Origin of the sequence: Roseburia intestinalis L1-82, from assembly GCF_900537995.1 — a bacterium.
Taxonomy (GTDB): domain Bacteria; phylum Bacillota; class Clostridia; order Lachnospirales; family Lachnospiraceae; genus Roseburia; species Roseburia intestinalis.
The window spans coordinates 290,765-314,306 of the sequence record NZ_LR027880.1; the positions used below are offsets into that span (position 1 = coordinate 290,765).

Consider the following 23,542-nt stretch of genomic DNA (forward strand, 5'->3'; position numbering starts at 1 on the left):
AAATACATAATTTTAATCCATATGTCAAGAAAAATTCATACAAAAAAGAGTATTACTCAAAAAAGTAATACTCCCCATCTTCATCCGTAAACCTTTTCCAGCTTGTCTGAAACACATCCTCGATCACATGCGACTGCAGACACTCCTGGGGCGTGCTAACCATGGCGATGCTGCCGGGAAAATCAGTTGCTTTAACATCAGAGTCTGTACCGGCATGCGCTGCTTTATCAAGAGATCTGGAACCGGCGCGGTTCATGACAACCAGCGTATCTGAGATGCGCACCGCCTGACTCAGATCATGTAAGATCAGAATAATCGTTTTTCCCTGTTTTTTTAATTCCTTTATCATGGCGTAAAATTCGCGCTGCCCGGTCAGGTCGAGATAGGTGGTCGGCTCGTCCAACACGATGTAATCACAATCCTGCGCTAACACCATGGCAAAAAACACGCGCTGTCTGATACCGCCGGAGAGCGTGTCGACATACTGGTCGGCATACTGGCTGATGTGGGTAAATTCCATGGCACGGTTTACAATTTCAGTGTCCTCCTTTGATTTCCGGCGGGAAAATCCAAGATAAGGAAAGCGCCCGTGTTCCACAAGCATTTTAACCGGAATAGCAGGAATGATCGTGCGGACCTGTGGGAGCAGGGAAATTTCTCTTGCACGTTCTTTCGGGGAAATTTTAAGAAAATCCTGTCCGTTTAAGAATATCTGTCCGGCGGTCACCGTGGAAGCACCGTTTAAGCACTGGACCAGGGTAGTCTTGCCGCAGCCGTTCGGGCCAAGGATCGTGGTGATCTCCCCGTCACGGAAAGTTAATGAGATGTCGTTTAAGATCGGCGTGTGCTGACAGGAAACGGAAACATTGCGAAATTCAAGCATGGACTCTGCGCCCTCCTTTCTTTTTCAGTAACAGATACAGGAAAAACGGTCCGCCGACGAACGACATGATAATCCCGGCGGGCAGCTCAAACGGAGAGAAGAGTATTCGTCCGAGCAGGTCACATAACAGTACAAAACTGCCGCCCAAAAGTGCGGAGCACGGCAAAAGAAAACGTGCATCATTGCCAAAAAGCCGCCTGCAGATATGCGGGATGATCAGTCCGATAAAGCCGAGCAGACCGGCGAAACTGACGACACATCCGGCAAGGATGCTTGCGAGGGACAGAAGCAAAAAGCGGGTGAGTGAAACGCGCAGTCCGAGGGAGCGCGCGATGTCATCCCCAAGCCCGAGCATATTTAATGGCTGTGCGAGAAACAAGGAAACAAAGAATGCAATAGCAATACAGAGGCACGGCAGGATCAGCCTGCTTAGGGTAAGCCCGGAGAGGGAACCGATCAGAAAAGACGTCAGATTCACCGTGATATCCGTATTTAAAAGTTTGATCGTATTGATGCCTGCACTTAAAAAACTTGAGACTGTAATTCCGGCAAGAATGATCGTAGTCCTTGAACTGTCTGAGAGCGCAGCCAGAAAAAAGATCAGCAGTGTGGTGATCAGGGCGCCGCAAAACGCAAAGACCGGAAGTGTAAATGAGTTTGCCGGGAAAAAGATCATGGCGAGCATGACCGCAAAACCGGAGCCGGAATTGACACCGATCGTGCTTGGGCTTGCCAGCGAATTGTTCATTACGCCCTGTAAGATCACACCCGAACAGGACAGCCCGATCCCGGCAAAAAGTCCGCCGAGCAAGCGCGGAATGCGCACGGTAGTGATTAAAATATAAGAAGTAGAACTGCGGTCTGCCCCGGTCAGACAATTTAAGATATCTTTGAATGCAATATTCACGCTTCCAAATAAAATGCCTGCGCAGACAGACACGAGAAGTAACATACACATCAGAAGGATGGTAATGCTTTTGTGCTTTTTCATAGGGGATTCCTTCCTGCAAAAGTCTTTTGTATTGGTTAAAAAATGATGGAAAATTTGCTCATTATGGTATCACAGACAGGGGAAATGCGCAATGGGGTGGTTTTCATTTAACAACAACGGAGCAGATAATAAAAAAGAAATTTAAAACCTGCTAATAAATTTCATAGTTACTTGTATGATAATTAGGAAGTTAATTATCACATATTTCCTTTCTTTTAATATCGTGGTTCAATACAATTCAGATACTATGGACTTTTGATTTGTTTTCTGTAGCTTGACTACTCAACTGGAGTGTATTGCCACTACATTTATCTGAATTGTTTATTAGCTGGATGTTGCCGGAGTGTTTTTCACTCAGAGTACTTATTTCTATCAAGTCTACGATGATAATCGTTGGTGGACATCATGGTATCAGACTTTAGGAAAGGGAGGTACAACCTCATGAAAATTTACGTAGGCATTGATATTGCCAAACTTAATCATTTCGCCGCTGCGATTTCTTCCGACGGTGAAATAATCATTGAGCCGTTCAAATTCACAAATGACGCTGATGGCTTCCAACTGCTGGTCTCTAAACTCGAATCATTCGATAAGAACAGCCTCATCATCGGTCTTGAGTCAACGGCACACTACGGTGACAACCTTGTTCGATACCTTGTTACTGAGCTTTACCAAGTGTGTGTGTTGAACCCCATCAAAACCTGTCAAATGCGAAAAAATAACGTTCGCAAAACTAAGACAGATAAGGTCGACACTTACGTGATTGCTAAAACTCTTATGATGCAGGACAACCTCAGATTCGTCAGCTTCTTCGATCTCGATATGATGGATCTTAAGGCATTGGGACGTTTCCGTCAGAAAACCATAAAGCAACGTACCCGATTGAAAATTCAACTGACAACCTATGTTGATCAGGTCTTTCCGGAGATTCAATACTTTTTCAAATCCGGTCTGCATCAACACGCTGTCTATGCTTTATTAAAAGAAACACCTTCTCCAAAAGAGATTGCTTCCATGCATATGACTCATCTGGCAAATCTGCTCAAAGTGAACTCACACGGACACTTTACCAAAGAACAGGCCAAAGAATTAAGAGTTCTCGCACAGAAGTCTGTCGGTGCTAACGACAGCGCTATATCTATTCAGATAACTCAAACCATTCAACAAATCGAGTTACTGGATAGCCAATTAGAAAAGATTGAAGCTGAGATGACGGATATCATGAAATTCAACGATTCTGTCATCATGACCATTCCTGGTATCGGTTATATCAATGGTGGAATGATTCTTGGTGAAATAGGTGATATTCACCGTTTCTCCAATCCTAACAAGCTGCTTGCTTTTGCCGGTTTGGATCCTTCTGTTTATCAGTCTGGTAACTTTCAGGCTAAGACAACAAGGATGTCCAAACGTGGCTCTCGTGTTTTACGATATGCCCTTGTAAATGCAGCTTGGAACGTTGTCAGAAACAACGCAACCTTCAAGGCTTATTATGATGCCAAGAGGGCTGAAGGCCGGTCTCACTACAATGCACTTGGGCACTGTGCCGGCAAGCTTGTCAGAGTCATCTGGAAGATGCTCACTGGCGAAGTAGAATTCAACCTCGAATAAGAGGTCTGTATACCAATATCGATAGATTTTGAAAAAGCACCCTAAGGGAGCTCTATTAAAGTTACCCTTTTTTACCACCGATATGAAAAAGAAATTTTTTGCTAATTTATGGTTGACTTTTCATAGCTGGTCTTCAAAAAAGATTACTTTCAGGTTATAATATATGTAATTGGCTCAGAGATTTTGAGCAGTTACCAAAAACCTGAAGGTGATTAGTGTGAAAAATAACATTTTCACACGCAAGATTTGTGCTTACGCATAAACTTGATATGCGAAAAATGGTGTTTTTTATGGCAAAATATAGAAAAAAATTAGAGGCTGATATCCGTTGTCCGCTTGAATACGGTCTTTGGTGGCAAATGGAAATCGCGTATTATATGCGTGCTTTCCGCCAGCAAAAAAACTGCGTTACAGCGAGATACGGAAAGAAATGTATAACATCACAGACGCAGTTTTAGCAGCAACGTTAAAAGATCTCATAGCCGATGGTATTGTCGACCGGAAATCATATGATGAGATACCGCCGAGAGTTGAGTATTCACTTACAGGAAAAGGAAATTCGGTTGTTCCGATATTGCAGAGTATCTGCCGGTGGTCAGATATTTTCTATAAGGAAGATGTGGAAAATGAGATGAAACAGTGCCAGAAATGTGACTATCACAGATAGGATTGTGATATGTAACTATAATAACAAGCAGTAAAACAGAAATCATAAAGGAGACAGGATAAAATGAGAATAGCAGTGACATACGAAAACGGACAGATTTTTCAGCATTTCGGACACACAGAGCAGTTTAAAGTGTACGATCTTGAGGACAACAAAATTGTTAACACACAGGTTGTGGACACAAACGGACAGGGACATGGTGCACTTGCAGGATTTCTTAATTCAGCAGATATAGATGTTCTGATCTGTGGTGGCATCGGTGGAGGAGCACAGGCTGCACTTGCTGCTGCGGGAATAAAACTGTTCGGTGGAGTATCAGGTGATGCAGACGAAGCTGTAAAAGCATATCTTGAAGGCAATCTGACATACAATCCGGATGTTCACTGTACACACCACGATCATGAGGATGGTCATTCATGCGGAGAGCATCATTGTGGCGAGGATAAGCATGGCTGTGCGGGAAATCACTAACAAACATTGGCGGTAAGCCATTATAGATGAACAGCTTCTGAAACTTCGTACACTTGGACTTACAGAGGAGAAGAAGCAGAGAAAGTTATTATTCAGAATTTTTTAAATTAACAGGCATACTAAGATTTTCTGATTTTCTCCCAAAGTCACAAAAAAAGTCCGATCTTTGTGCAATTTTTCAAGGTACTATCAATGATAGAACGATAAAAAACTTTATTCGCCCCAGCATCATCTTATCTATAAAAAAATCTGTTCTACCTGTTAGATATGAATCTGGCAAACTTGAATTGAGATTTTATCTATTCCAAGGGATTTAATAACTATTATATTTTGTTATCAAATATCTCTCAAACCTTGAAAACACTAAGTTTATCGCATGTTAGCTTTCCCTTAGCCTTTCCCTATGTTATATCTTCCCATATGAATTTACGAACTCTGATAAGGGTAAATACAAGGGCAAGAAAATTATATACACAAAATAAATGTGACATGGTGAACTGATTGAAATGCTTCTGATTTTTGTAACGAATAATTGATTCAACGATAAGAAGAGATAAGTTACGATGAGAACAATATTTGCAGAATACAATCCACAACGCAACAGCATTGATGTGTATACCAGTGCTGGCTATATGCTCCGTATTGACTGTTGGGAAGCTGAGAAGGATTTATAAACCACACCCGGATCAGTCTGTTCATTAAACGCACTTGCCATTGATGAACCACTTGAATATGTAAAATTATATCTTGATGGAACGATGCAAATATGGGTGGATGCAGAGGACACTCTTTATTTATAATGTAAAAATCTCAAATCCTGCATCCTCTGCTTCATAATCATAAAATTCATAGTAAAAGTTTCCTTTCAAAATAAAAGATTTAAAACAATTAAATTGTGCACAATCAAATGCAAAATAAAAATACATAATTTTAATCCATATGTCAAGAAAAATTCATACAAAAAAGAGTATTACTCAAAAAAGTAATACTCCCATCTTCATCCGTAAACCTTTTCCAGCTTGTCTGAAACACATCCTCGATCACATGCGACTGCAGACACTCCTGGGGCGTGCTAACCATGGCGATGCTGCCGGGAAAATCAGTTGCTTTAACATCAGAGTCTGTACCGGCATGCGCTGCTTTATCAAGAGATCTGGAACCGGCGCGGTTCATGACAACCAGCGTATCTGAGATGCGCACCGCCTGACTCAGATCATGTAAGATCAGAATAATCGTTTTTCCCTGTTTTTTAATTCCTTTATCATGGCGTAAAATTCGCGCTGCCCGGTCAGGTCGAGATAGGTGGTCGGCTCGTCCAACACGATGTAATCACAATCCTGCGCTAACACCATGGCAAAAAACACGCGCTGTCTGATACCGCCGGAGAGCGTGTCGACATACTGGTCGCATACTGGCTGATGTGGGTAAATTCCATGGCACGGTTTACAATTTCAGTGTCCTCCTTTGATTTCCGGCGGGAAAATCCAAGATAAGGAAAGCGCCCGTGTTCCACAAGCATTTTAACCGGAATAGCAGGAATGATCGTGCGGACCTGTGGGAGCAGGGAAATTTCTCTTGCACGTTCTTTCGGGGAAATTTTAAGAAAATCCTGTCCGTTTAAGAATATCTGTCCGGCGGTCACCGTGGAAGCACCGTTTAAGCACTGGACCAGGGTAGTCTTGCCGCAGCCGTTCGGGCCAAGGATCGTGGTGATCTCCCCGTCACGGAAAGTTAATGAGATGTCGTTTAAGATCGGCGTGTGCTGACAGGAAACGGAAACATTGCGAAATTCAAGCATGGACTCTGCGCCCTCCTTTCTTTTTCAGTAACAGATACAGGAAAAACGGTCCGCCGACGAACGACATGATAATCCCGGCGGGCAGCTCAAACGGAGAGAAGAGTATTCGTCCGAGCAGGTCACATAACAGTACAAAACTGCCGCCCAAAAGTGCGGAGCACGGCAAAAGAAAACGTGCATCATTGCCAAAAAGCCGCCTGCAGATATGCGGGATGATCAGTCCGATAAAGCCGAGCAGACCGGCGAAACTGACGACACATCCGGCAAGGATGCTTGCGAGGGACAGAAGCAAAAAGCGGGTGAGTGAAACGCGCAGTCCGAGGGAGCGCGCGATGTCATCCCCAAGCCCGAGCATATTTAATGGCTGTGCGAGAACAAGGAAACAAAGAATGCAATAGCAATACAGAGGCACGGCAGGATCAGCCTGCTTAGGGTAAGCCCGGAGAGGGAACCGATCAGAAAAGACGTCAGATTCACCGTGATATCCGTATTTAAAAGTTTGATCGTATTGATGCCTGCACTTAAAAAACTTGAGACTGTAATTCCGGCAAGAATGATCGTAGTCCTTGAACTGTCTGAGAGCGCAGCCAGAAAAAAGATCAGCAGTGTGGTGATCAGGGCGCCGCAAAACGCAAAGACCGGAAGTGTAAATGAGTTTGCCGGGAAAAAGATCATGGCGAGCATGACCGCAAAACCGGAGCCGGAATTGACACCGATCGTGCTTGGGCTTGCCAGCGAATTGTTCATTACGCCCTGTAAGATCACACCCGAACAGGACAGCCCGATCCCGGCAAAAAGTCCGCCGAGCAAGCGCGGAATGCGCACGGTAGTGATTAAAATATAAGAAGTAGAACTGCGGTCTGCCCCGGTCAGACAATTTAAGATATCTTTGAATGCAATATTCACGCTTCCAAATAAAATGCCTGCGCAGACAGACACGAGAAGTAACATACACATCAGAAGGATGGTAATGCTTTTGTGCTTTTTCATAGGGGATTCCTTCCTGCAAAAGTCTTTTGTATTGGTTAAAAAATGATGGAAAATTTGCTCATTATGGTATCACAGACAGGGGAAATGCGCAATGGGGTGGTTTTCATTTAACAACAACGGGAGCAGATAATAAAAAAGAAATTTAAAACCTGCTAATAAATTTCATAGTTACTTGTATGATAATTAGGAAGTTAATTATCACATATTTCCTTTCTTTTAATATCGTGGTTCAATACAATTCAGATACTATGGACTTTTGATTTGTTTTCTGTAGCTTGACTACTCAACTGGAGTGTATTGCCACTACATTTATCTGAATTGTTTATTAGCTGGATGTTGCCGGAGTGTTTTTCACTCAGAGTACTTATTTCTATCAAGTCTACGATGATAATCGTTGGTGGACATCATGGTATCAGACTTTAGGAAAGGGAGGTACAACCTCATGAAAATTTACGTAGGCATTGATATTGCCAAACTTAATCATTTCGCCGCTGCGATTTCTTCCGACGGTGAAATAATCATTGAGCCGTTCAAATTCACAAATGACGCTGATGGCTTCCAACTGCTGGTCTCTAAACTCGAATCATTCGATAAGAACAGCCTCATCATCGGTCTTGAGTCAACGGCACACTACGGTGACAACCTTGTTCGATACCTTGTTACTGAGCTTTACCAAGTGTGTGTGTTGAACCCCATCAAAACCTGTCAAATGCGAAAAAATAACGTTCGCAAAACTAAGACAGATAAGGTCGACACTTACGTGATTGCTAAAACTCTTATGATGCAGGACAACCTCAGATTCGTCAGCTTCTTCGATCTCGATATGATGGATCTTAAGGCATTGGGACGTTTCCGTCAGAAAACCATAAAGCAACGTACCCGATTGAAAATTCAACTGACAACCTATGTTGATCAGGTCTTTCCGGAGATTCAATACTTTTTCAAATCCGGTCTGCATCAACACGCTGTCTATGCTTTATTAAAAGAAACACCTTCTCCAAAAGAGATTGCTTCCATGCATATGACTCATCTGGCAAATCTGCTCAAAGTGAACTCACACGGACACTTTACCAAAGAACAGGCCAAAGAATTAAGAGTTCTCGCACAGAAGTCTGTCGGTGCTAACGACAGCGCTATATCTATTCAGATAACTCAAACCATTCAACAAATCGAGTTACTGGATAGCCAATTAGAAAAGATTGAAGCTGAGATGACGGATATCATGAAATTCAACGATTCTGTCATCATGACCATTCCTGGTATCGGTTATATCAATGGTGGAATGATTCTTGGTGAAATAGGTGATATTCACCGTTTCTCCAATCCTAACAAGCTGCTTGCTTTTGCCGGTTTGGATCCTTCTGTTTATCAGTCTGGTAACTTTCAGGCTAAGACAACAAGGATGTCCAAACGTGGCTCTCGTGTTTTACGATATGCCCTTGTAAATGCAGCTTGGAACGTTGTCAGAAACAACGCAACCTTCAAGGCTTATTATGATGCCAAGAGGGCTGAAGGCCGGTCTCACTACAATGCACTTGGGCACTGTGCCGGCAAGCTTGTCAGAGTCATCTGGAAGATGCTCACTGGCGAAGTAGAATTCAACCTCGAATAAGAGGTCTGTATACCAATATCGATAGATTTTGAAAAAGCACCCTAAGGGAGCTCTATTAAAGTTACCCTTTTTTACCACCGATATGAAAAAGAAATTTTTTGCTAATTTATGGTTGACTTTTCATAGCTGGTCTTCAAAAAAGATTACTTTCAGGTTATAATATATGTAATTGGCTCAGAGATTTTGAGCAGTTACCAAAAACCTGAAGGTGATTAGTGTGAAAAATAACATTTTTCACACGCAAGATTTGTGCTTACGCATAAACTTGATATGCGAAAAATGGTGTTTTTTATGGCAAAATATAGAAAAAAATTAGAGGCTGATATCCGTTGTCCGCTTGAATACGGTCTTTGGTGGCAAATGGAAATCGCGTATTATATGCGTGCTTTCCGCCAGCAAAAAACTGCGTTACAGCGAGATACGGAAAGAAATGTATAACATCACAGACGCAGTTTTAGCAGCAACGTTAAAAGATCTCATAGCCGATGGTATTGTCGACCGGAAATCATATGATGAGATACCGCCGAGAGTTGAGTATTCACTTACAGGAAAAGGAAATTCGGTTGTTCCGATATTGCAGAGTATCTGCCGGTGGTCAGATATTTTCTATAAGGAAGATGTGGAAAATGAGATGAAACAGTGCCAGAAATGTGACTATCACAGATAGGATTGTGATATGTAACTATAATAACAAGCAGTAAAACAGAAATCATAAAGGAGACAGGATAAAATGAGAATAGCAGTGACATACGAAAACGGACAGATTTTTCAGCATTTCGGACACACAGAGCAGTTTAAAGTGTACGATCTTGAGGACAACAAAATTGTTAACACACAGGTTGTGGACACAAACGGACAGGGACATGGTGCACTTGCAGGATTTCTTAATTCAGCAGATATAGATGTTCTGATCTGTGGTGGCATCGGTGGAGGAGCACAGGCTGCACTTGCTGCTGCGGGAATAAAACTGTTCGGTGGAGTATCAGGTGATGCAGACGAAGCTGTAAAAGCATATCTTGAAGGCAATCTGACATACAATCCGGATGTTCACTGTACACACCACGATCATGAGGATGGTCATTCATGCGGAGAGCATCATTGTGGCGAGGATAAGCATGGCTGTGCGGGAAATCACTAACAAACATTGGCGGTAAGCCATTATAGATGAACAGCTTCTGAAACTTCGTACACTTGGACTTACAGAGGAAGAAGCAGAGAAAGTTATTATTCAGAATTTTTTAAATTAACAGGCATACTAAGATTTTCTGATTTTCTCCCAAAGTCACAAAAAAAGTCCGATCTTTGTGCAATTTTTCAAGGTACTATCAATGATAGAACGATAAAAAACTTTATTCGCCCCAGCATCATCTTATCTATAAAAAAATCTGTTCTACCTGTTAGATATGAATCTGGCAAACTTGAATTGAGATTTTATCTATTCCAAGGGATTTAATAACTATTATATTTTGTTATCAAATATCTCTCAAACCCTTGAAAACACTAAGTTTATCGCATGTTAGCTTTCCCTTAGCCTTTCCCTTATGTTATATCTTCCCATATGAATTTACGAACTCTGATAAGGGTAAATACAAGGGCAAGAAAATTATATAACACAAAATAAATGTGACATGGTGAACTGATTGAAATGCTTCTGATTTTTGTAACGAATAATTGATTCAACGATAAGAAGAGATAAGTTACGATGAGAACAATATTTGCAGAATACAATCCACAACGCAACAGCATTGATGTGTATACCAGTGCTGGCTATATGCTCCGTATTGACTGTTGGGAAGCTGAGAAGGATTTATAAACCACACCCGGATCAGTCTGTTCATTAAACGCACTTGCCATTGATGAACCACTTGAATATGTAAAATTATATCTTGATGGAACGATGCAAATATGGGTGGATGCAGAGGACACTCTTTATTTATAATGTTAAATAATCCCCAAAAATTCTAAAATTTTTCGGGGATTATTTTTGGCTTATATTTATTATTCAATTTAACTGATAATGATTCTCATATGAGATTTATCTTTAGAAATCATATCATCAATCACGCCAGTCTGCATCTGATTCCCATTTACATTCCGTAATCTGCATATTTGAAAATGTTGCCTTATATGAGCCTTCTGTCGGGCTGCATGCATATATTCCATAAGTAATTTTTTCTGCACCTTCCCACATATGGAAAATACGCATTTGTCTGAAATTTATGCCATCCTCACTGCATTCAATACAGTAGTCACTGTCCCTTCGTGAAAAACGATACCACATACTTTTAATATCAGAGGATATGTCTGTTGTTGCCCAGTCAGAATATCCATGATTGGTTACAACGCTTCCCAATCGCTGTATTTTTTCATTCTCATATTCTATAGATGCCTTAAACCAATTATCACTATTTAAATACATAGCCACACCACACTGGTCAAAACGACAGGTACTCTCGAATTCTGTTTTAACAATAAAAGAAAAGTACTTGTCCGTTGTTTCAACTTGAAATACTGGAGCATTATCATTTTGAAAACCATAATAAGTGCGTGCCCATAAGTCGGTACCCCTTTCTGTAAGAATTACAACTTTATCCTCACTAATTTGTACCTGCTTTGGTTGACGTATCCATTTAGGATTGTTTTTCAAAAATTCCATCTTTTTTCTCACTTTCTTTTTTATTTTAATAAGCAGCTATATTTAGTGCCTGCTTTTTACTGTATTATAATTAGTAATTTTCTTTTGTCTTCTGCAAAGAATGACTCCTATAAGTAGCAACACTGGAAAAATAATTCCTGCTAAAATTCCCATCTTTAGGTTATCCCCAAAAGCTCCTGATACCATTCCAACCAATGTAGGACCTCCTGAACAACCTATATCTCCACCTAATGCCAGCAATGCAAACATGGCTGTTCCCCCTTTGGGCAAAGCTGCTGATGCCTTGCTGAAAGTTCCAGGCCACATGATTCCCACTGAAAGCCCACAGACAGCGCAGGCAATCAGATTTAATAGCGGAATCGGGAATAATGAAATCCCTAAATAGGATAAAATACATAAAAAACTACTATAAATCATAAAGTGTTCCAAATTGATACGGTCACCATACTTACCATAAAACAATCTTGATATTCCCATTAGAACCGCAAATGCCATCGGCCCTGCTAAGTCGCCGGCTGCCTTTGAAATTCCAAGACCTTTTTCTGCAAAAGCAGAGGCCCATTGACTTACTGCTTGCTCACTTGCTCCTGCACATATCATCATAATCAACAAAATCCAAAAAATTTTCATCCGAAACAATTCCTTTAATCCAAGTCCGGTATCTCCATCCTCAAGCAATGGTGCAATGGGAACCTTTGAAAAAACAAAAGCATTTCCAATTGGAATAACCGCCCAAATAATGGCTAATATTTTCCAGTTATCTATACCGACTACATAAAAGAACACTGTTGATATGAGTACAACTCCGGCATGTCCCCAGCAATAAAAAGAATGCAACAGGCTCATTGCTTTTTCCTTATTGTCGGATGGGCAAGCCTCAACAACTGGACTGACTAGGACTTCCAAAAGTCCACCACCTACCGCATAGATCATTACAGCAATCAAAATTCCAATAAAGGAAACTGGTAAAATCTCTGGTAAAACTGTAAGAAGGAATAATCCTGCCGCTGCTAGAACATGAGCTATAATCATTGATATCCGATATCCTATTTTATCAACAAATCTGACAGAAAGAAAATCAACCAGTAGTTGTATCCCAAAATTAAAAGTCACTAACAATGTAATTTGGGAAATTGGAATATGATAGCATTTCTGAAAAAACAAAAAAAGCAGTGGTGTAAAATTATTAACGATAGCTTGTACAATATAACCTACAAAACAGGCTGTAATTGTCTTATTATATTGGCTTTTCATTTTGTCCTCCTCTAATAAATGTGATTATATCGTAAACTTTATATCTAGTCATTGTATAAAATCATATATTTATGGTACAATATAACAAATTTTATTATTTATGAGGAAATATAGCATGGAGACTTTTAAGATAACTACAGATGAAACACTACGAGAAACCATCCAGCATGGCAACAATCGTTATCCATTTGCATACTATCCTGATAATATTTGGAAATTTGACTTCCATCGCATTGACTGGCATTGGCATCATGAATTAGAATTTCTTTATACTGCTGAAGGTACTGCGCTCTGCCTTATAGGTACAAGTAAAATAGAACTACATAAAGGTTGCGGCATATTTATCAATAGCGGTGTCCTGCATCGTTTTGAAGCACAAAGCAGTACATTTGCACCTAATATTGTTTTTTCGCCAACCCTATTAGCACCCGAAAACAGCCTCATTTACGAAAAATATATTCTTCCTGTGATAAGCTCGTCTGTTCCATATCAAGTTTTCAGTCCATCCAACACATTTGGAAAACAGGTGCTACAACTTTTGTCGCAAATTTGTACTATTCAGGAAACTAAGCCGGATAATGAATTATGTACTATACAACTTTTATTTCAGCTTTGGAACATATTGCAAAAAAATATGGACTGGACTTCTGATTCTAACAGTATTCATCGATTAAATCACAAACAAGCAAGATTACAAGCTATGATGCAGTATATTCATGATCACTACATGGAAGAGATTACATTGGAGACGATTGCGGCATCGGCATCTATTAGCAAAAGTGGAGCTTTACACATTTTTCAAACTGGCATCCACTGTTCTCCGGTAGCATATCTAATTCAATACAGACTAGCACAGGCTGCTGAACAACTTTATATCACTCAAAAATCGGTTTCTTCCATTGCAGAAGAAACCGGATTTACAAGTTCCGGCTATTTCTGCCGGAAGTTTAGACAATATTATCATATGAGTCCAAATGAATACAGAAAGAGGAAAACAGAGGAAATTTCTTAATTTCTACTTTCTGTAATCATACAATATTTGGAGATGATGTTGTTTTTCGTTATATTATCTGTATCAATTATGCTGACAATATACTATTTATGCATCATATTTACAATGTTCAAAAGATAAAAGTATTCTATATGCAAATGGATAGATTTATATATTTTATCTATCTGTTTGCAATTTTAATAATAACTCCTTGTATCCCGCCAGCCTTTCATATACCACCTGATTGCAACATATACCAGTTGCACGAATAATAAGAAAAATAGCAGATTAATCGGTGTTCTTGTCTTTATCCAATCTCCAAAGTAGATTGCTATTTCCATGCTTATAATTGTTACCAATAGGGTAATCATATCCCAACAGCACTTCTTATATACCCCTGCAATCTTTATTCCGATAAATGCCAAAAGTATTCCCGCACCCACCAGCCATCCACCACAAACCAGTATTCTTATCAACCAGTATATAATTTCGGCAACGACAGGATTGGATATTCCATTACTAATCTGTGCCACGGTCTTTCCTATCATTACAACACAGCCAGCAATGGTCTGTATAAAAGTTGCGATTGTATCAAAGAATTCTCCACAATCAGAAATGAATACTTTTGACTGTATCATCTGAAAAAGAGTAGTTGATGCGCAGTGGACAAAAAGGAGCCTTAGAACAAGCACATACAATGCTTCGTATGATTTTGCCTAAAGGTACTTCTTTTGAGTTTTTGACGCAATGGGATGTGAATCTCATTGTAAATCATATCAATTCCACTCCACGAGAGAGTCTTGGTGGGAAAACGCCATATGAAGCTGCTTTAGAAACACTTGGAGAAGATATCTTAAAAGCATTTCAGCTTAAGCCGATTGCACTCGATGAAGTCAATCTGACGCCTAGTATACTGTATCATTGATATTTAATTAATTTTATGGTCTGACAAACCGTTTCATGATATACTAAAAAGAAACGGCGGTGATTTTAGATGGCAAGACCAAAAAAATATAATATTTCATTAACGGATGACGAACTCAAGGAACTAAAATCTGTTATGCGTAAAAAGCAAACAACCAAAACTGTTCGAAACAGATGCCAGATTATCATTGATCTAGATGAGGCACACGGTAAAGTTCTTACCCATGCACAGTCTGCCAAAACAAATTGTGTATGTATGGCTACTATCATGAATACTGTAAAGCTTTATTCCGAAAAAGGCATCCAGGGTATCCGTACAATGAACCGGAATGTCAATTCTGATAATGCACGCAGAAAATTTGATGGGCGTGCTGAGGCTCGTATTATTGAAATTGCGTGCAGTCCTGCACCGGAAGGACATTCCCGCTGGACACTCCGTCTGCTGGAAGAACAGGCAAAAATTGTACTTGATGTTCCAGTCAGTAAAGATACCATCGGCAGGGCTTTAAAAAAAATAAACTTCGACCTCACATGAATGATTACTGATGTATTCCGTCAAAAGAAGATGCTGATTTTGTAGCCTGCATGGAAGATGTCCTTGATGTTTATGAACTCCCATATGACCCGATGTACCCTGTTGTCTGTATGGATGAAAAGCCATACCAGCTTTTGGATGATGTAAGGCAGCCACTGCCTGTTCGTCCGGGTGACAACCAGAAAACGGATTCCGAATATAAGAGGAATGGCACCTGCAGCATATTTGCTTTTGTTGAACCACTTGGCGGCAGACACCATGTGAGTGTCCATGAACACCGTACTGCAATTGACTGGGCAATGGGAATCAAATAGCTGTCAGATGAAATGTTTCCAGATGCAAAGAAAATCATACTGGTAATGGACAATCTAAACACCCATAAAGCTGCTTCACTTTATAAAGCATTTCCACCATCAGAAGCAAGAAGGATCATAAAACGACTGGAAATCCACTATACGCCTAAACATGGAAGTTGGCTTGACATGGCAGAAATTGAGCTTAATGTAATGACACGCCAATGTCTTTCGCGTCGAATATCCACCCTTGACAAACTTAAATGTGAGTTATCAGCATGGGAAATGGAACGTAATCGGGATACAGCTAAGATACAGTGGCATTTCCAAACAGGGGATGCACGGGAAAAACTGATATCACTGTATCCGACACTATCATCTGTCACTTTTTAATTAAAGTGGCAGATATGCTAAATTTCAATGATACAGTATACTAGTGTAAATGTAACTAATAATTATAAATTAATAGAGCTTATAGTTTATGATGGGGTGTAAATTATTAAAGCTGTCTACAAAAGAGTGGCAATGATTTGCAATAAATTAGAATATAAATGCGTTGAAAAGGGGTACCACAGTATGAAAAGGAATCTGGTAGTTCTATTACTTTTCTTATTTTTTATAGTTGTGATGAGCATGAGAGATTTTTCAATATATGAGGAGGAAGGCGGGAAAATTTCTTCAGAAGATTTCGCAGAACAGGCAATGTTAGTGTATGAAAAATTTTTAGAAGGAAGAATAGAATGTGATGGCATAGACATTGATTTTATTACGACGCCTAAAGGGGAGCCAGATAAGAGGTATGATACCCAATATGCTGTTTTTGATTGCGATGGCAATGGAGAGGCGGAACTTCATGTGCAGTCAGCAAGATATTATTACATATTCCAGTATAAAAATGGTGCTTTGCAGTTATATAAAAATCTATCACCTTATCCGCATTACTATGCTTTGAAGAATGGTGCATTCATTAGTCATGATTTTGGGGCGGGACCTTTGTCTGATGAGTATCGCTATTATATTTTTGATACATATGGAAATGAAACCTTTAGTATTGGATTTACGAAGTATGATAAAAATTTTAATGGAGAATATGACGAAGGTGATGAGTATGTATTTGACAATGTAGAGGTGACGAAAGATATTTGGGAAAAATTAACCGAAAGATTCTTGTATATAGATGAAGATGGGATAGAAAGGATAAAAAACGAAATTGAATGGACGGATTTAACAGTATAAGCGATTTGGTGCATTGAGAAAGGGGAAGAGAAATCTATGATGCGTTGTAAAGAGCTTGAAGAGTACATACAAGAATATTGTTCTGAGAGAAGAAAGATTAAATGGGAATATCTAGACAAGCATTATAGTATGTTATTTCCGGCTTTCGTGGAGAACTTAGATATATTAATAAAAAACTGGTGTGGTGAACAAAATGATAAGGAACAGGATAAAATAAGATATATTATTTTTCAACGTTTACGAACCAGTGGTTATACAGGAACTTATGAAATATCTATGGGATTGAGTAATTCCATGCTATATTTGGACGAGTATATGTCCTGTGTATATTGGAAATCGAATTTAATATATGAAAATATAAATAGTGACATGGAAAATGTCAGAAAGAAACTGGAACAGAAATATATCAGGATAGAAGAGTATGAACTGTTATATTTAAAACAGAGAATTCTTTTGGATGACTGGAAACTATTTTTTAAAGTTTTAGAAAGATTATCTAGTAAAATTGCAGATGACTACTGGATCTTATCTGCATTCCAGTCAGAAACAAAATAAAATGAATAAAAATATGGAAATACAACAATTTGTTAAACAGGTTGTCAGTAATCTTGTCAAGAGATAGTAAAAAATAATATAGGAGAGCAAAATGTCAGTTTTTGATAGGTATGGAAATTTTGTATATTTAAATGATGGTTCTTTAAGCAGTGAAGAAGAGGCAGAAGAAGAGAAGAAGCGTCAAGAGCAATTATGTGAATTGATGAGTATGTATCAGCATTATCGTGGAATAGTTGCGGAACCTCAATATGTACCAAGAGGTTCAAAACTTAGATGTCAGTATGGAACTGAATTTGTGCAGCTAGATTGCTTTGAAGATTATGGAATATACAGAGGTATATGGCCATTACTGACGACATTGGATTGCAGACCCGAAAATATACATAATTTTGGTTCATGCCTGTGTCCGGAAGCAAATTATCGTAATCGGCTGCCTATGACGGTGGCAAATACTGTAGATGGAAAAACAGCAATAAAGGCAATTTATAATGAGTTCCCACATATTTGTATTCCACTTGTCGATGAAGAAAATGGTTGGAGACAAGTAAAGAAGGATTTACTGGTGGAAGCAAATGCACATAGAGATGCTTCGGTGTTATTGAGTAATGCAGTTTTGGTTTGCCAGTATGGGGGAATAATTACAATAGTGGATGTGCTAAGTGGGAATGAGGATGATGAAAATAAAGGTAATTTGTTAGAACAACTAAGTACTGAATATATAGAATGGCTGATAAAAGCAGAGGGAACCAAATTGTATCCCTATATAGATGAGAAGGATAATGATGAAGCTAAATCAAGAAAAAATGTTACACTGGGACCGGGAATTACTTTCGATAGTACTACAAGAAATTGGGATATCTTAGAGACGTATTTAGGTTGGACGGAAGATGATATAAATACGATAATTACAGATTTATATGATAGGGGGGTAAAGTATTCGGAAGATTCTAAATATGCTATTACACTCCAAAATGCAAAACAGATACTTAATGTATTAGCCCAAGAGATATATATACCAGATGTTAATAGAGCAATTGAGGCGTATAGAGATGAAGCAGATGAAGAAGTTATTTATTCACAACGTGAATTAGAAGCAATGTTTGATTATTCGTTTAATACAGGATTATCTGCGACGGCAGATACCGGTTATACATACAGTTCATCTATAGATAATCCCGACAAAATTATATATTATTATTTAAGAAAAGATTTGCAAGGGGCAGTCGGTGCAGTAAAAAAATTTGGTAATGAGGGGAATAGACGCAGAATAAATCAATTATACTTATTTTTTAAAGGGTACAAATTCATTGATGGTGCGGATGAGGCGTTGAAACCACATAGAGATGAATTAGGCTTTTGAATTATTTTAGGAGTAAAAGAAGATGAAAAGGATTTTTTTTCTAATATTAATTAGTGCATTGTTGATGTGTAATGGCTGTAATATATTTAAAGAGAACATAATAAGTACAGAAATTGACAAAACGGAACAGGATACTACTGATTCAAAATATCAGACTTTGGACACAGATTTGTTAGATAGAGAGTTTCTGGAAGTTGGAGGGATCGAATTATTAGAACTTGGGATGAATGAATATTTGAGCAGATATACAAGCAGTGAAGGAACATTTACAATCTCAGGTGCAGACGTAACCAATGATTTTCCAGAAGAATTGGTTACAATGACAGAAATACTTTTACATGATTCTTGTAATGGTGATAGGGAGGAACTGGAAAAGGCATATGAAAAGTTGGCAAATACATTTGGGGCGGTAAAATATTCCATGAATATCGAAGAACTTTATCTGTTATTTCCAAAATTGTTGGATGTAGAAGAACAGCCTGCAAATTTGGAAGATGTATATAGAATGTTGCCGGAAATTTATTTAGTGCCACAGCACCTTATTAATATTTTTCGTATATCAGGGTCAAATGGGCAAGAACAATATATCTTTGAATATGGTACAGGTGGTTCGAATGGGGGAGTTTGTGTTTCTGTGAACGATTATATTGATGGTGAATTTGTTTTGGTAAGTAAGTTTGAAACACAAAACGAGGGAATGGGGAGAGTTATAAAATATGAAAACTCATATTATTATACATATCTTTCCTGTAATTATAATTTGAAAGAGTACGATGGAGTACGATTGCATAAATTAGATTCCCAGCCAGAGACACAAAACTTATTGATAAGATATCTTCCGAAAGAATATACACGGAGACAGTTGTATTTCAATGCAAATGCGACGTCAGAAATAGGAGAGAGTATAGAAGACTATTTAGAGAAAACAGGAGCAGAGTTTATGACAGCTCAATACCTTGATTATGGGAAAGGAACAGTTGATGAATATTATGGTGATGAAGAAAAAGCAGAGAAGGTTTTAGAGACAGGAGAAGCTGTTTACATGGCTGATATTGCAAATTGCGGATTACCGATATATATGAGTAAGTCGGAATATGAGCCATCTAATATGAGCACGGCGGAATATTTAAAAATTAGGTTTTATTATTTTAATCCGGAAGAGGATGTATTTGTAAAGATGGAAAATTTGAGTATGGAAGAGTATGAACCGGGAATAAGATTGATGCAGTTATGGGTGAAGGAATTTGAAGATAGTATTTATACTTTTAGGGTTTATCATGTATCAGACTATAGTTATTTGTTGAATATTATAAAACTTGATGAGGATAAGGTGACGCATATTGCTACATATGCGTTATTGCCTGAAAAAGAGTTTGTATTGATAGAAGGAGAGGTTGTTAATTTGGGAATGTAATAATATATGAGCAAATTACAAGTGGAAAGAGGAAATATGTTGAATTTCCAAGCGCAAGGTTCGATCCTCCACCTTTTAGGCGGTCGAGCTTTCGGTAAAGATTTTATTGGAAAAGAAACATTGTCTGGAAATTCGGATGAGGCAGTGAGGATGTTCATTTGCAATCAGTATAGCATGAGTTATGCTGTCAACAGGGAGACGGGCGAAGTGATTCTGGAACGGAAAGGTAAGGTATAAATGTATACCTGTTTTATGTGGAAATTGGAAACAGGTAACAGGAAATTTACTTATAGCAGAGGGTGAAAATTTTGTTGAGGCACTACGTTCAGGAGCTTTTTTAACGTGCATATATGGAGGAAAAATAACGATAATAGGGATAAAAGAGGGGGAAAAACCAGAGCCAGAAGAACTTCTTTGGATACCATCCAATATATTGCAGTTGACAGGGAAAACGGAGGCAGAAAATAATTTAAAAAAAAGAATTGATAGTATGAATGGATGTATCCCTAACGATGATTTGAAATGGAATCAAAATAAAATAAATGTAATATGGAAAAAATGTGAAGAATTTTACGAGGATTATGGAGTACAAGTTGATCCACGGCTATTGTTGGCTATTATTGTAGAAGAGGGGACGGGCAGTTTTAATACGAGTTCTGATAATAAGGCGGGAGACGGAGGAAATGGTCCTGAAGCTAATTTTGAGGTCGATTGCGAAAAAGCAGTTGATTTATTAGGTGGGAAAATTATTGCATATGTAACATTTCATGGAGCCTTTTCCAAAGCAAGGGCTGAAGCATACGACAATAGACGTGCAGGTATTAAAGATTATGATGATATCTTACATTATTTAAATTGGGAAACACCACGATTGTCATTTATTTCTAAGACATTCATATCTGGAGTTTATGCAGATGATAATAGTTGGAATTCTGGTGTGCGAAAGATATATAGTGAATTTGCTTATGATGATGCAGCTGCAAAGTATACAGAATATGTTAAAGGATTAGAAAAGGATACTTTTGAAAAAAATGCAAGAAAAGAAGGCATACAAGTAACAACAGATGTAGAGTTTAAAGAAAGTAAAAACGGAAGAGATAGTCAGAGAAAATTAAATAATGAATACACAATAATAGGAGTTATACCTGATAAGTATTAATTTGAAGGGGAAAAAGATATGAAAAAGGTGTTTTATAAAATAAGCTCAACTTTGGTTGTAATAGGATTGGTAATTTTATTATATTTTTTTAGCGGATATATGCAAAATTTTGAAATGACAGAGGAAGAAGCGGCAAAGGCTGTTTTTGATTACATATATTCAGATTGTGACTATGATTATGACGCAAAGGTTATTTCTACTATGCAGCAGGGAGAAATGGTATATTTATACCAAACGCAGGAAAAAAGTGACTTGCAGTATGAAATGTTACAGAGCAAAGATAGGACAGAAGATGGGCAATATTATGTCTTTGCACACGATACACGTTATGTAACAGATGCCCTTTCGCAGGGCTTCTATGATGAATATCACACGGATTACGCAGTTAATAGGAAGACAGGCGAAGTTCTTCGGGAGTCTCAATGGATAGAGACTGATGCAGGTTATAAATTGCTTTATAGTGAAGCATATGAAAAGGCGGTTAATCAGTTATATTTTAATGAGGATGTTTCAGATGGAAAGATGCTGGAGGAACAAGCTGCAAGAGCTCTTTTTTATTATATGTATTCGGATGAGGGGGATTATGATTCAATAGTTGTAAGAACATATAAACAGGAACAGTCGGTATATGTATATCAGTTTCCAGAAGATCAGGAGTTTCCTTGTGTAAGAAATTTTTCATGTAGAGGTATGACGGAAGATCAGGAATATTATATTTTTGCAGATTATACAGACTATTATACTCATGGTTATGAACCTGTTTTTACTCATTATCATTATCTTACAAGTTATGCTGTTAACAGGGAGACGGGCGAAGTGTTTCGGGAACGGGAATGGAGTGATATAGAGTGTGAGTGGTTGTATAATGAAGAGTATAAAAAAGCAGTTAAATAGTGGAAACTATTTATAGGTAATTGCGAAACAAGTTCGCAATTCTGATTGAAAATACGGAAGAAATATAACGGAATTTTTATATAGGGAGAAAGTTTTATGCCGGAAGAGAGGGTACAGAAAAATGGAGATGCCATTATAGCAGGAGATTTTACTTTTGAACTGGAAGGAAATTGCCTTCGAAAGTTTTTGAAAGGAATTTTTAAAAAACAATACCAAGATATTGCGTGTGATATGATGGTGAAACACTATGCTTTTTACGAAGAGTTAAGTAAAGTAGGTATTGTAAAAGAAGAGGAGTATGTCACAAGAGAGGCTGTTATTCATTGTGATAAAGGAAGTAAAGATGTAAAATTAGATGCTTATGAAGATCATGGAATACTTGCTGAAAACGGGAAACCGCTTATGACATGCAACGATTGTGAAGTTAATAAGAATATCTATTCATTTGGTACTTGTAAATGTGGTAATATATATAGTGAGAAACTTCCTCATCCTGGTCCTCGCCGTTATGAATCTTACAAAGAAAGTATAGTTGACCATTCAGATATTTTATTGGATGAGAGGTATGCGGAAGCATGGGAATATAAGGACAATCCATTTATTTATGTATCTATCATAGGACCTGGAAGTGACTATGGCGATACGGCGGCATCTATAATGCACGATTATTTTATGTGGGATGACGAGGAAAAAGATTGGGAGGAGTATATCCTATGGAGGGAAGGAAAATAAGTTTTGTGGTACTGGCTATGGCAGGTCTGCTGACAGCATGTGGCAGCCGTGTGTGGGGTGATGACAGTGAAATTTCCACAGCATTAGCCTTCGGAGAAGCAGAGGAGTGTACGCAGAATGCCAAAACACGGGAAGATACGATTGTTAAAATATCAGACTGCCTTTCGGAACAGGTGCCGGAGATTGATGACTGGGCTGCTTATGTAGATCTGAAGAGTGATGGGCAGGCGTATTTATATCAAACATATGATCTTGAAACAGAGGAAGTATACAAAGATGGGGCGGGAAGTGAATATTTGGGAGAGTATTATTCCGTTCATGTGAGCGAGATGTGGGAGGATCACAGTGTGAGCTGGAGCACGTTTTATGTGAGTGTCAATTTTGATAAGGTTTTATGGAAGGATATGGTAGGACTGGCAGACAGTGAGTTTGAAGTGTATACATTAGAGGAGTGGAGAAATTCGTCGTATTATCCAAGCCTTGATGACTAAACGGCGTTTTGCATAGATCCTGGGA

The 23,542-nt window shown here is 38.6% G+C and carries 27 protein-coding genes and 6 pseudogenes; 25 read left to right on the top strand and 8 right to left on the bottom strand.

The annotated features are described in order from the left end of the window. Positions 1-52 precede the first annotated feature (52 nt). Positions 53-883, bottom strand: coding sequence for an ABC transporter ATP-binding protein (locus RIL182_RS01340; RefSeq protein ID WP_006856808.1), 831 nt, complete (start codon positions 881-883; stop codon positions 53-55). Beyond that, entirely contained in the window at positions 876-1,874 is a 999-nt protein-coding gene (locus RIL182_RS01345; RefSeq protein WP_006856809.1) for a FecCD family ABC transporter permease, read from the bottom strand. Before RIL182_RS01345 ends, RIL182_RS01340 begins: the two co-directional genes overlap by 8 nt. 441 nt (positions 1,875-2,315) lie before the next feature. On the opposite strand from RIL182_RS01345, the gene RIL182_RS01350 reads away from it, so the two are divergent. The 6 genes and pseudogenes from RIL182_RS01350 to RIL182_RS21910 all read left to right on the top strand — a co-directional run bounded on the left by RIL182_RS01350 (position 2,316) and on the right by RIL182_RS21910 (position 5,830). Further along, positions 2,316-3,485: an IS110 family RNA-guided transposase gene (locus RIL182_RS01350; protein WP_134522982.1), complete on the top strand. Its 1,170-nt coding sequence runs from the start codon at positions 2,316-2,318 to the stop codon at positions 3,483-3,485. A 290-nt stretch (positions 3,486-3,775) separates the two neighbouring features. Continuing rightward, positions 3,776-3,943 carry a hypothetical protein gene (locus tag RIL182_RS22005; RefSeq protein ID WP_330573301.1) on the top strand — a complete coding sequence of 56 codons (168 nt, stop codon included), beginning with the start codon at positions 3,776-3,778 and terminating at the stop codon, positions 3,941-3,943. Next, positions 3,916-4,152, top strand: coding sequence for a winged helix-turn-helix transcriptional regulator (locus RIL182_RS22010; protein ID WP_006856812.1), 237 nt, complete (start codon positions 3,916-3,918; stop codon positions 4,150-4,152). Before RIL182_RS22005 ends, RIL182_RS22010 begins: the two co-directional genes overlap by 28 nt. Before the next feature lie 63 nt (positions 4,153-4,215). Next, positions 4,216-4,623 (top strand): annotated as a pseudogene (locus RIL182_RS01360) (NifB/NifX family molybdenum-iron cluster-binding protein); the annotation flags it as partial. 563 nt (positions 4,624-5,186) lie between these two features. Beyond that, positions 5,187-5,423, top strand: a pseudogene (locus RIL182_RS01365) (DUF6061 family protein). Positions 5,424-5,701: 278 nt separating this feature from the next. Continuing rightward, a complete protein-coding gene (locus RIL182_RS21910) occupies positions 5,702-5,830 on the top strand; it encodes a hypothetical protein (RefSeq protein ID WP_276469542.1) in 129 nt (42 codons plus the stop codon). Between the two features lie 16 nt (positions 5,831-5,846). On the opposite strand, the gene RIL182_RS21915 is transcribed toward RIL182_RS21910, so the two are convergent. The 3 genes and pseudogenes from RIL182_RS21915 to RIL182_RS22245 all read right to left on the bottom strand — a co-directional run bounded on the left by RIL182_RS21915 (position 5,847) and on the right by RIL182_RS22245 (position 7,411). Continuing rightward, on the bottom strand, positions 5,847-5,987 hold the full coding sequence (locus tag RIL182_RS21915; protein WP_276469543.1) for a hypothetical protein: 141 nt from the start codon (positions 5,985-5,987) through the stop codon (positions 5,847-5,849). Beyond that, the gene (locus RIL182_RS21510) at positions 5,966-6,421 is read right to left on the bottom strand and encodes an ABC transporter ATP-binding protein (protein WP_243128718.1); all 456 of its coding nucleotides are present in this window, start codon (positions 6,419-6,421) and stop codon (positions 5,966-5,968) included. Before RIL182_RS21510 ends, RIL182_RS21915 begins: the two co-directional genes overlap by 22 nt. Then, positions 6,414-7,411: pseudogene (locus RIL182_RS22245) on the bottom strand (FecCD family ABC transporter permease). Before RIL182_RS22245 ends, RIL182_RS21510 begins: the two are co-directional and overlap by 8 nt. A gap of 442 nt (positions 7,412-7,853) precedes the next feature. On the opposite strand from RIL182_RS22245, the gene RIL182_RS01380 reads away from it, so the two are divergent. From RIL182_RS01380 to RIL182_RS01400, 5 genes and pseudogenes are all read left to right on the top strand, one after another. After that, entirely contained in the window at positions 7,854-9,023 is a 1,170-nt protein-coding gene (locus RIL182_RS01380) for an IS110 family RNA-guided transposase (protein WP_134522982.1), read from the top strand. Positions 9,024-9,314: 291 nt separating this feature from the next. Continuing rightward, positions 9,315-9,461, top strand: coding sequence for a hypothetical protein (locus RIL182_RS22015; RefSeq protein ID WP_330368944.1), 147 nt, complete (start codon positions 9,315-9,317; stop codon positions 9,459-9,461). Beyond that, positions 9,406-9,690, top strand: coding sequence for a winged helix-turn-helix transcriptional regulator (locus RIL182_RS01385; RefSeq protein WP_330368943.1), 285 nt, complete (start codon positions 9,406-9,408; stop codon positions 9,688-9,690). Before RIL182_RS22015 ends, RIL182_RS01385 begins: the two co-directional genes overlap by 56 nt. Positions 9,691-9,753: 63 nt before the next feature. Beyond that, positions 9,754-10,161 (top strand): annotated as a pseudogene (locus RIL182_RS01390) (NifB/NifX family molybdenum-iron cluster-binding protein); the annotation flags it as partial. 564 nt (positions 10,162-10,725) lie between these two features. After that, positions 10,726-10,962, top strand: a pseudogene (locus RIL182_RS01400) (DUF6061 family protein). 117 nt (positions 10,963-11,079) lie between these two features. Here RIL182_RS01400 and RIL182_RS01405 read toward each other — a convergent pair. Together RIL182_RS01405 and RIL182_RS01410 are read right to left on the bottom strand one after the other, a co-directional pair. Next, entirely contained in the window at positions 11,080-11,679 is a 600-nt protein-coding gene (locus tag RIL182_RS01405; protein ID WP_006856814.1) for a DUF1349 domain-containing protein, read from the bottom strand. Between the two features lie 42 nt (positions 11,680-11,721). Continuing rightward, complete coding sequence (locus RIL182_RS01410; RefSeq protein WP_006856815.1) at positions 11,722-12,933, bottom strand: MFS transporter; 1,212 nt, start codon at positions 12,931-12,933, stop codon at positions 11,722-11,724. A gap of 115 nt (positions 12,934-13,048) precedes the next feature. Here RIL182_RS01410 and RIL182_RS01415 point away from each other — a divergent pair, with 115 nt between their 5' ends. Beyond that, positions 13,049-13,945 carry an AraC family transcriptional regulator gene (locus RIL182_RS01415; RefSeq protein WP_242655547.1) on the top strand — a complete coding sequence of 299 codons (897 nt, stop codon included), beginning with the start codon at positions 13,049-13,051 and terminating at the stop codon, positions 13,943-13,945. 176 nt (positions 13,946-14,121) lie between these two features. On the opposite strand, the gene RIL182_RS01420 is transcribed toward RIL182_RS01415, so the two are convergent. After that, the gene (locus RIL182_RS01420; protein ID WP_242655548.1) at positions 14,122-14,616 is read right to left on the bottom strand and encodes a DUF6040 family protein; all 495 of its coding nucleotides are present in this window, start codon (positions 14,614-14,616) and stop codon (positions 14,122-14,124) included. Here RIL182_RS01420 and RIL182_RS01425 point away from each other — a divergent pair. The 13 genes and pseudogenes from RIL182_RS01425 to RIL182_RS01485 all read left to right on the top strand — a co-directional run. Next, positions 14,580-14,849 (top strand): annotated as a pseudogene (locus tag RIL182_RS01425) (IS30 family transposase); the annotation flags it as partial. The gene RIL182_RS01420 and the pseudogene RIL182_RS01425 overlap by 37 nt on opposite strands. Before the next feature lie 69 nt (positions 14,850-14,918). Next, positions 14,919-15,383, top strand: coding sequence for a helix-turn-helix domain-containing protein (locus RIL182_RS01430; RefSeq protein WP_006855331.1), 465 nt, complete (start codon positions 14,919-14,921; stop codon positions 15,381-15,383). Between the two features lie 50 nt (positions 15,384-15,433). Beyond that, complete coding sequence (locus RIL182_RS22020; protein WP_006859010.1) at positions 15,434-15,697, top strand: transposase; 264 nt, start codon at positions 15,434-15,436, stop codon at positions 15,695-15,697. A gap of 12 nt (positions 15,698-15,709) precedes the next feature. Beyond that, a complete protein-coding gene (locus RIL182_RS22250) occupies positions 15,710-16,069 on the top strand; it encodes a transposase (RefSeq protein ID WP_006859011.1) in 360 nt (119 codons plus the stop codon). Between the two features lie 183 nt (positions 16,070-16,252). Then, a complete protein-coding gene (locus RIL182_RS01445) occupies positions 16,253-16,912 on the top strand; it encodes a hypothetical protein (protein WP_242655662.1) in 660 nt (219 codons plus the stop codon). 36 nt (positions 16,913-16,948) lie between these two features. Further along, the gene (locus RIL182_RS01450; protein ID WP_006859536.1) at positions 16,949-17,467 is read left to right on the top strand and encodes a hypothetical protein; all 519 of its coding nucleotides are present in this window, start codon (positions 16,949-16,951) and stop codon (positions 17,465-17,467) included. Positions 17,468-17,558: 91 nt separating this feature from the next. Further along, entirely contained in the window at positions 17,559-18,827 is a 1,269-nt protein-coding gene (locus RIL182_RS01455) for a PAAR-like protein (protein ID WP_006859535.1), read from the top strand. 22 nt (positions 18,828-18,849) lie between these two features. Beyond that, positions 18,850-20,241 carry a hypothetical protein gene (locus RIL182_RS01460; RefSeq protein WP_006859534.1) on the top strand — a complete coding sequence of 464 codons (1,392 nt, stop codon included), beginning with the start codon at positions 18,850-18,852 and terminating at the stop codon, positions 20,239-20,241. 6 nt (positions 20,242-20,247) lie between these two features. Next, positions 20,248-20,478 carry a hypothetical protein gene (locus RIL182_RS01465; RefSeq protein ID WP_006859533.1) on the top strand — a complete coding sequence of 77 codons (231 nt, stop codon included), beginning with the start codon at positions 20,248-20,250 and terminating at the stop codon, positions 20,476-20,478. Positions 20,479-20,680: 202 nt separating this feature from the next. Continuing rightward, positions 20,681-21,400, top strand: coding sequence for a hypothetical protein (locus RIL182_RS01470; protein WP_172606691.1), 720 nt, complete (start codon positions 20,681-20,683; stop codon positions 21,398-21,400). 18 nt (positions 21,401-21,418) lie between these two features. Beyond that, positions 21,419-22,294 (top strand): hypothetical protein, encoded by an 876-nt coding sequence (locus tag RIL182_RS01475; RefSeq protein WP_006859531.1) that lies wholly within the window; start codon positions 21,419-21,421, stop codon positions 22,292-22,294. A gap of 96 nt (positions 22,295-22,390) precedes the next feature. Continuing rightward, positions 22,391-23,026: a PAAR-like protein gene (locus RIL182_RS01480; protein WP_006859530.1), complete on the top strand. Its 636-nt coding sequence runs from the start codon at positions 22,391-22,393 to the stop codon at positions 23,024-23,026. Beyond that, positions 23,008-23,517, top strand: a complete 510-nt coding sequence (locus RIL182_RS01485; RefSeq protein ID WP_006859529.1) for a hypothetical protein — start codon at positions 23,008-23,010, stop codon at positions 23,515-23,517. Before RIL182_RS01480 ends, RIL182_RS01485 begins: the two co-directional genes overlap by 19 nt. Positions 23,518-23,542 lie beyond the last annotated feature (25 nt).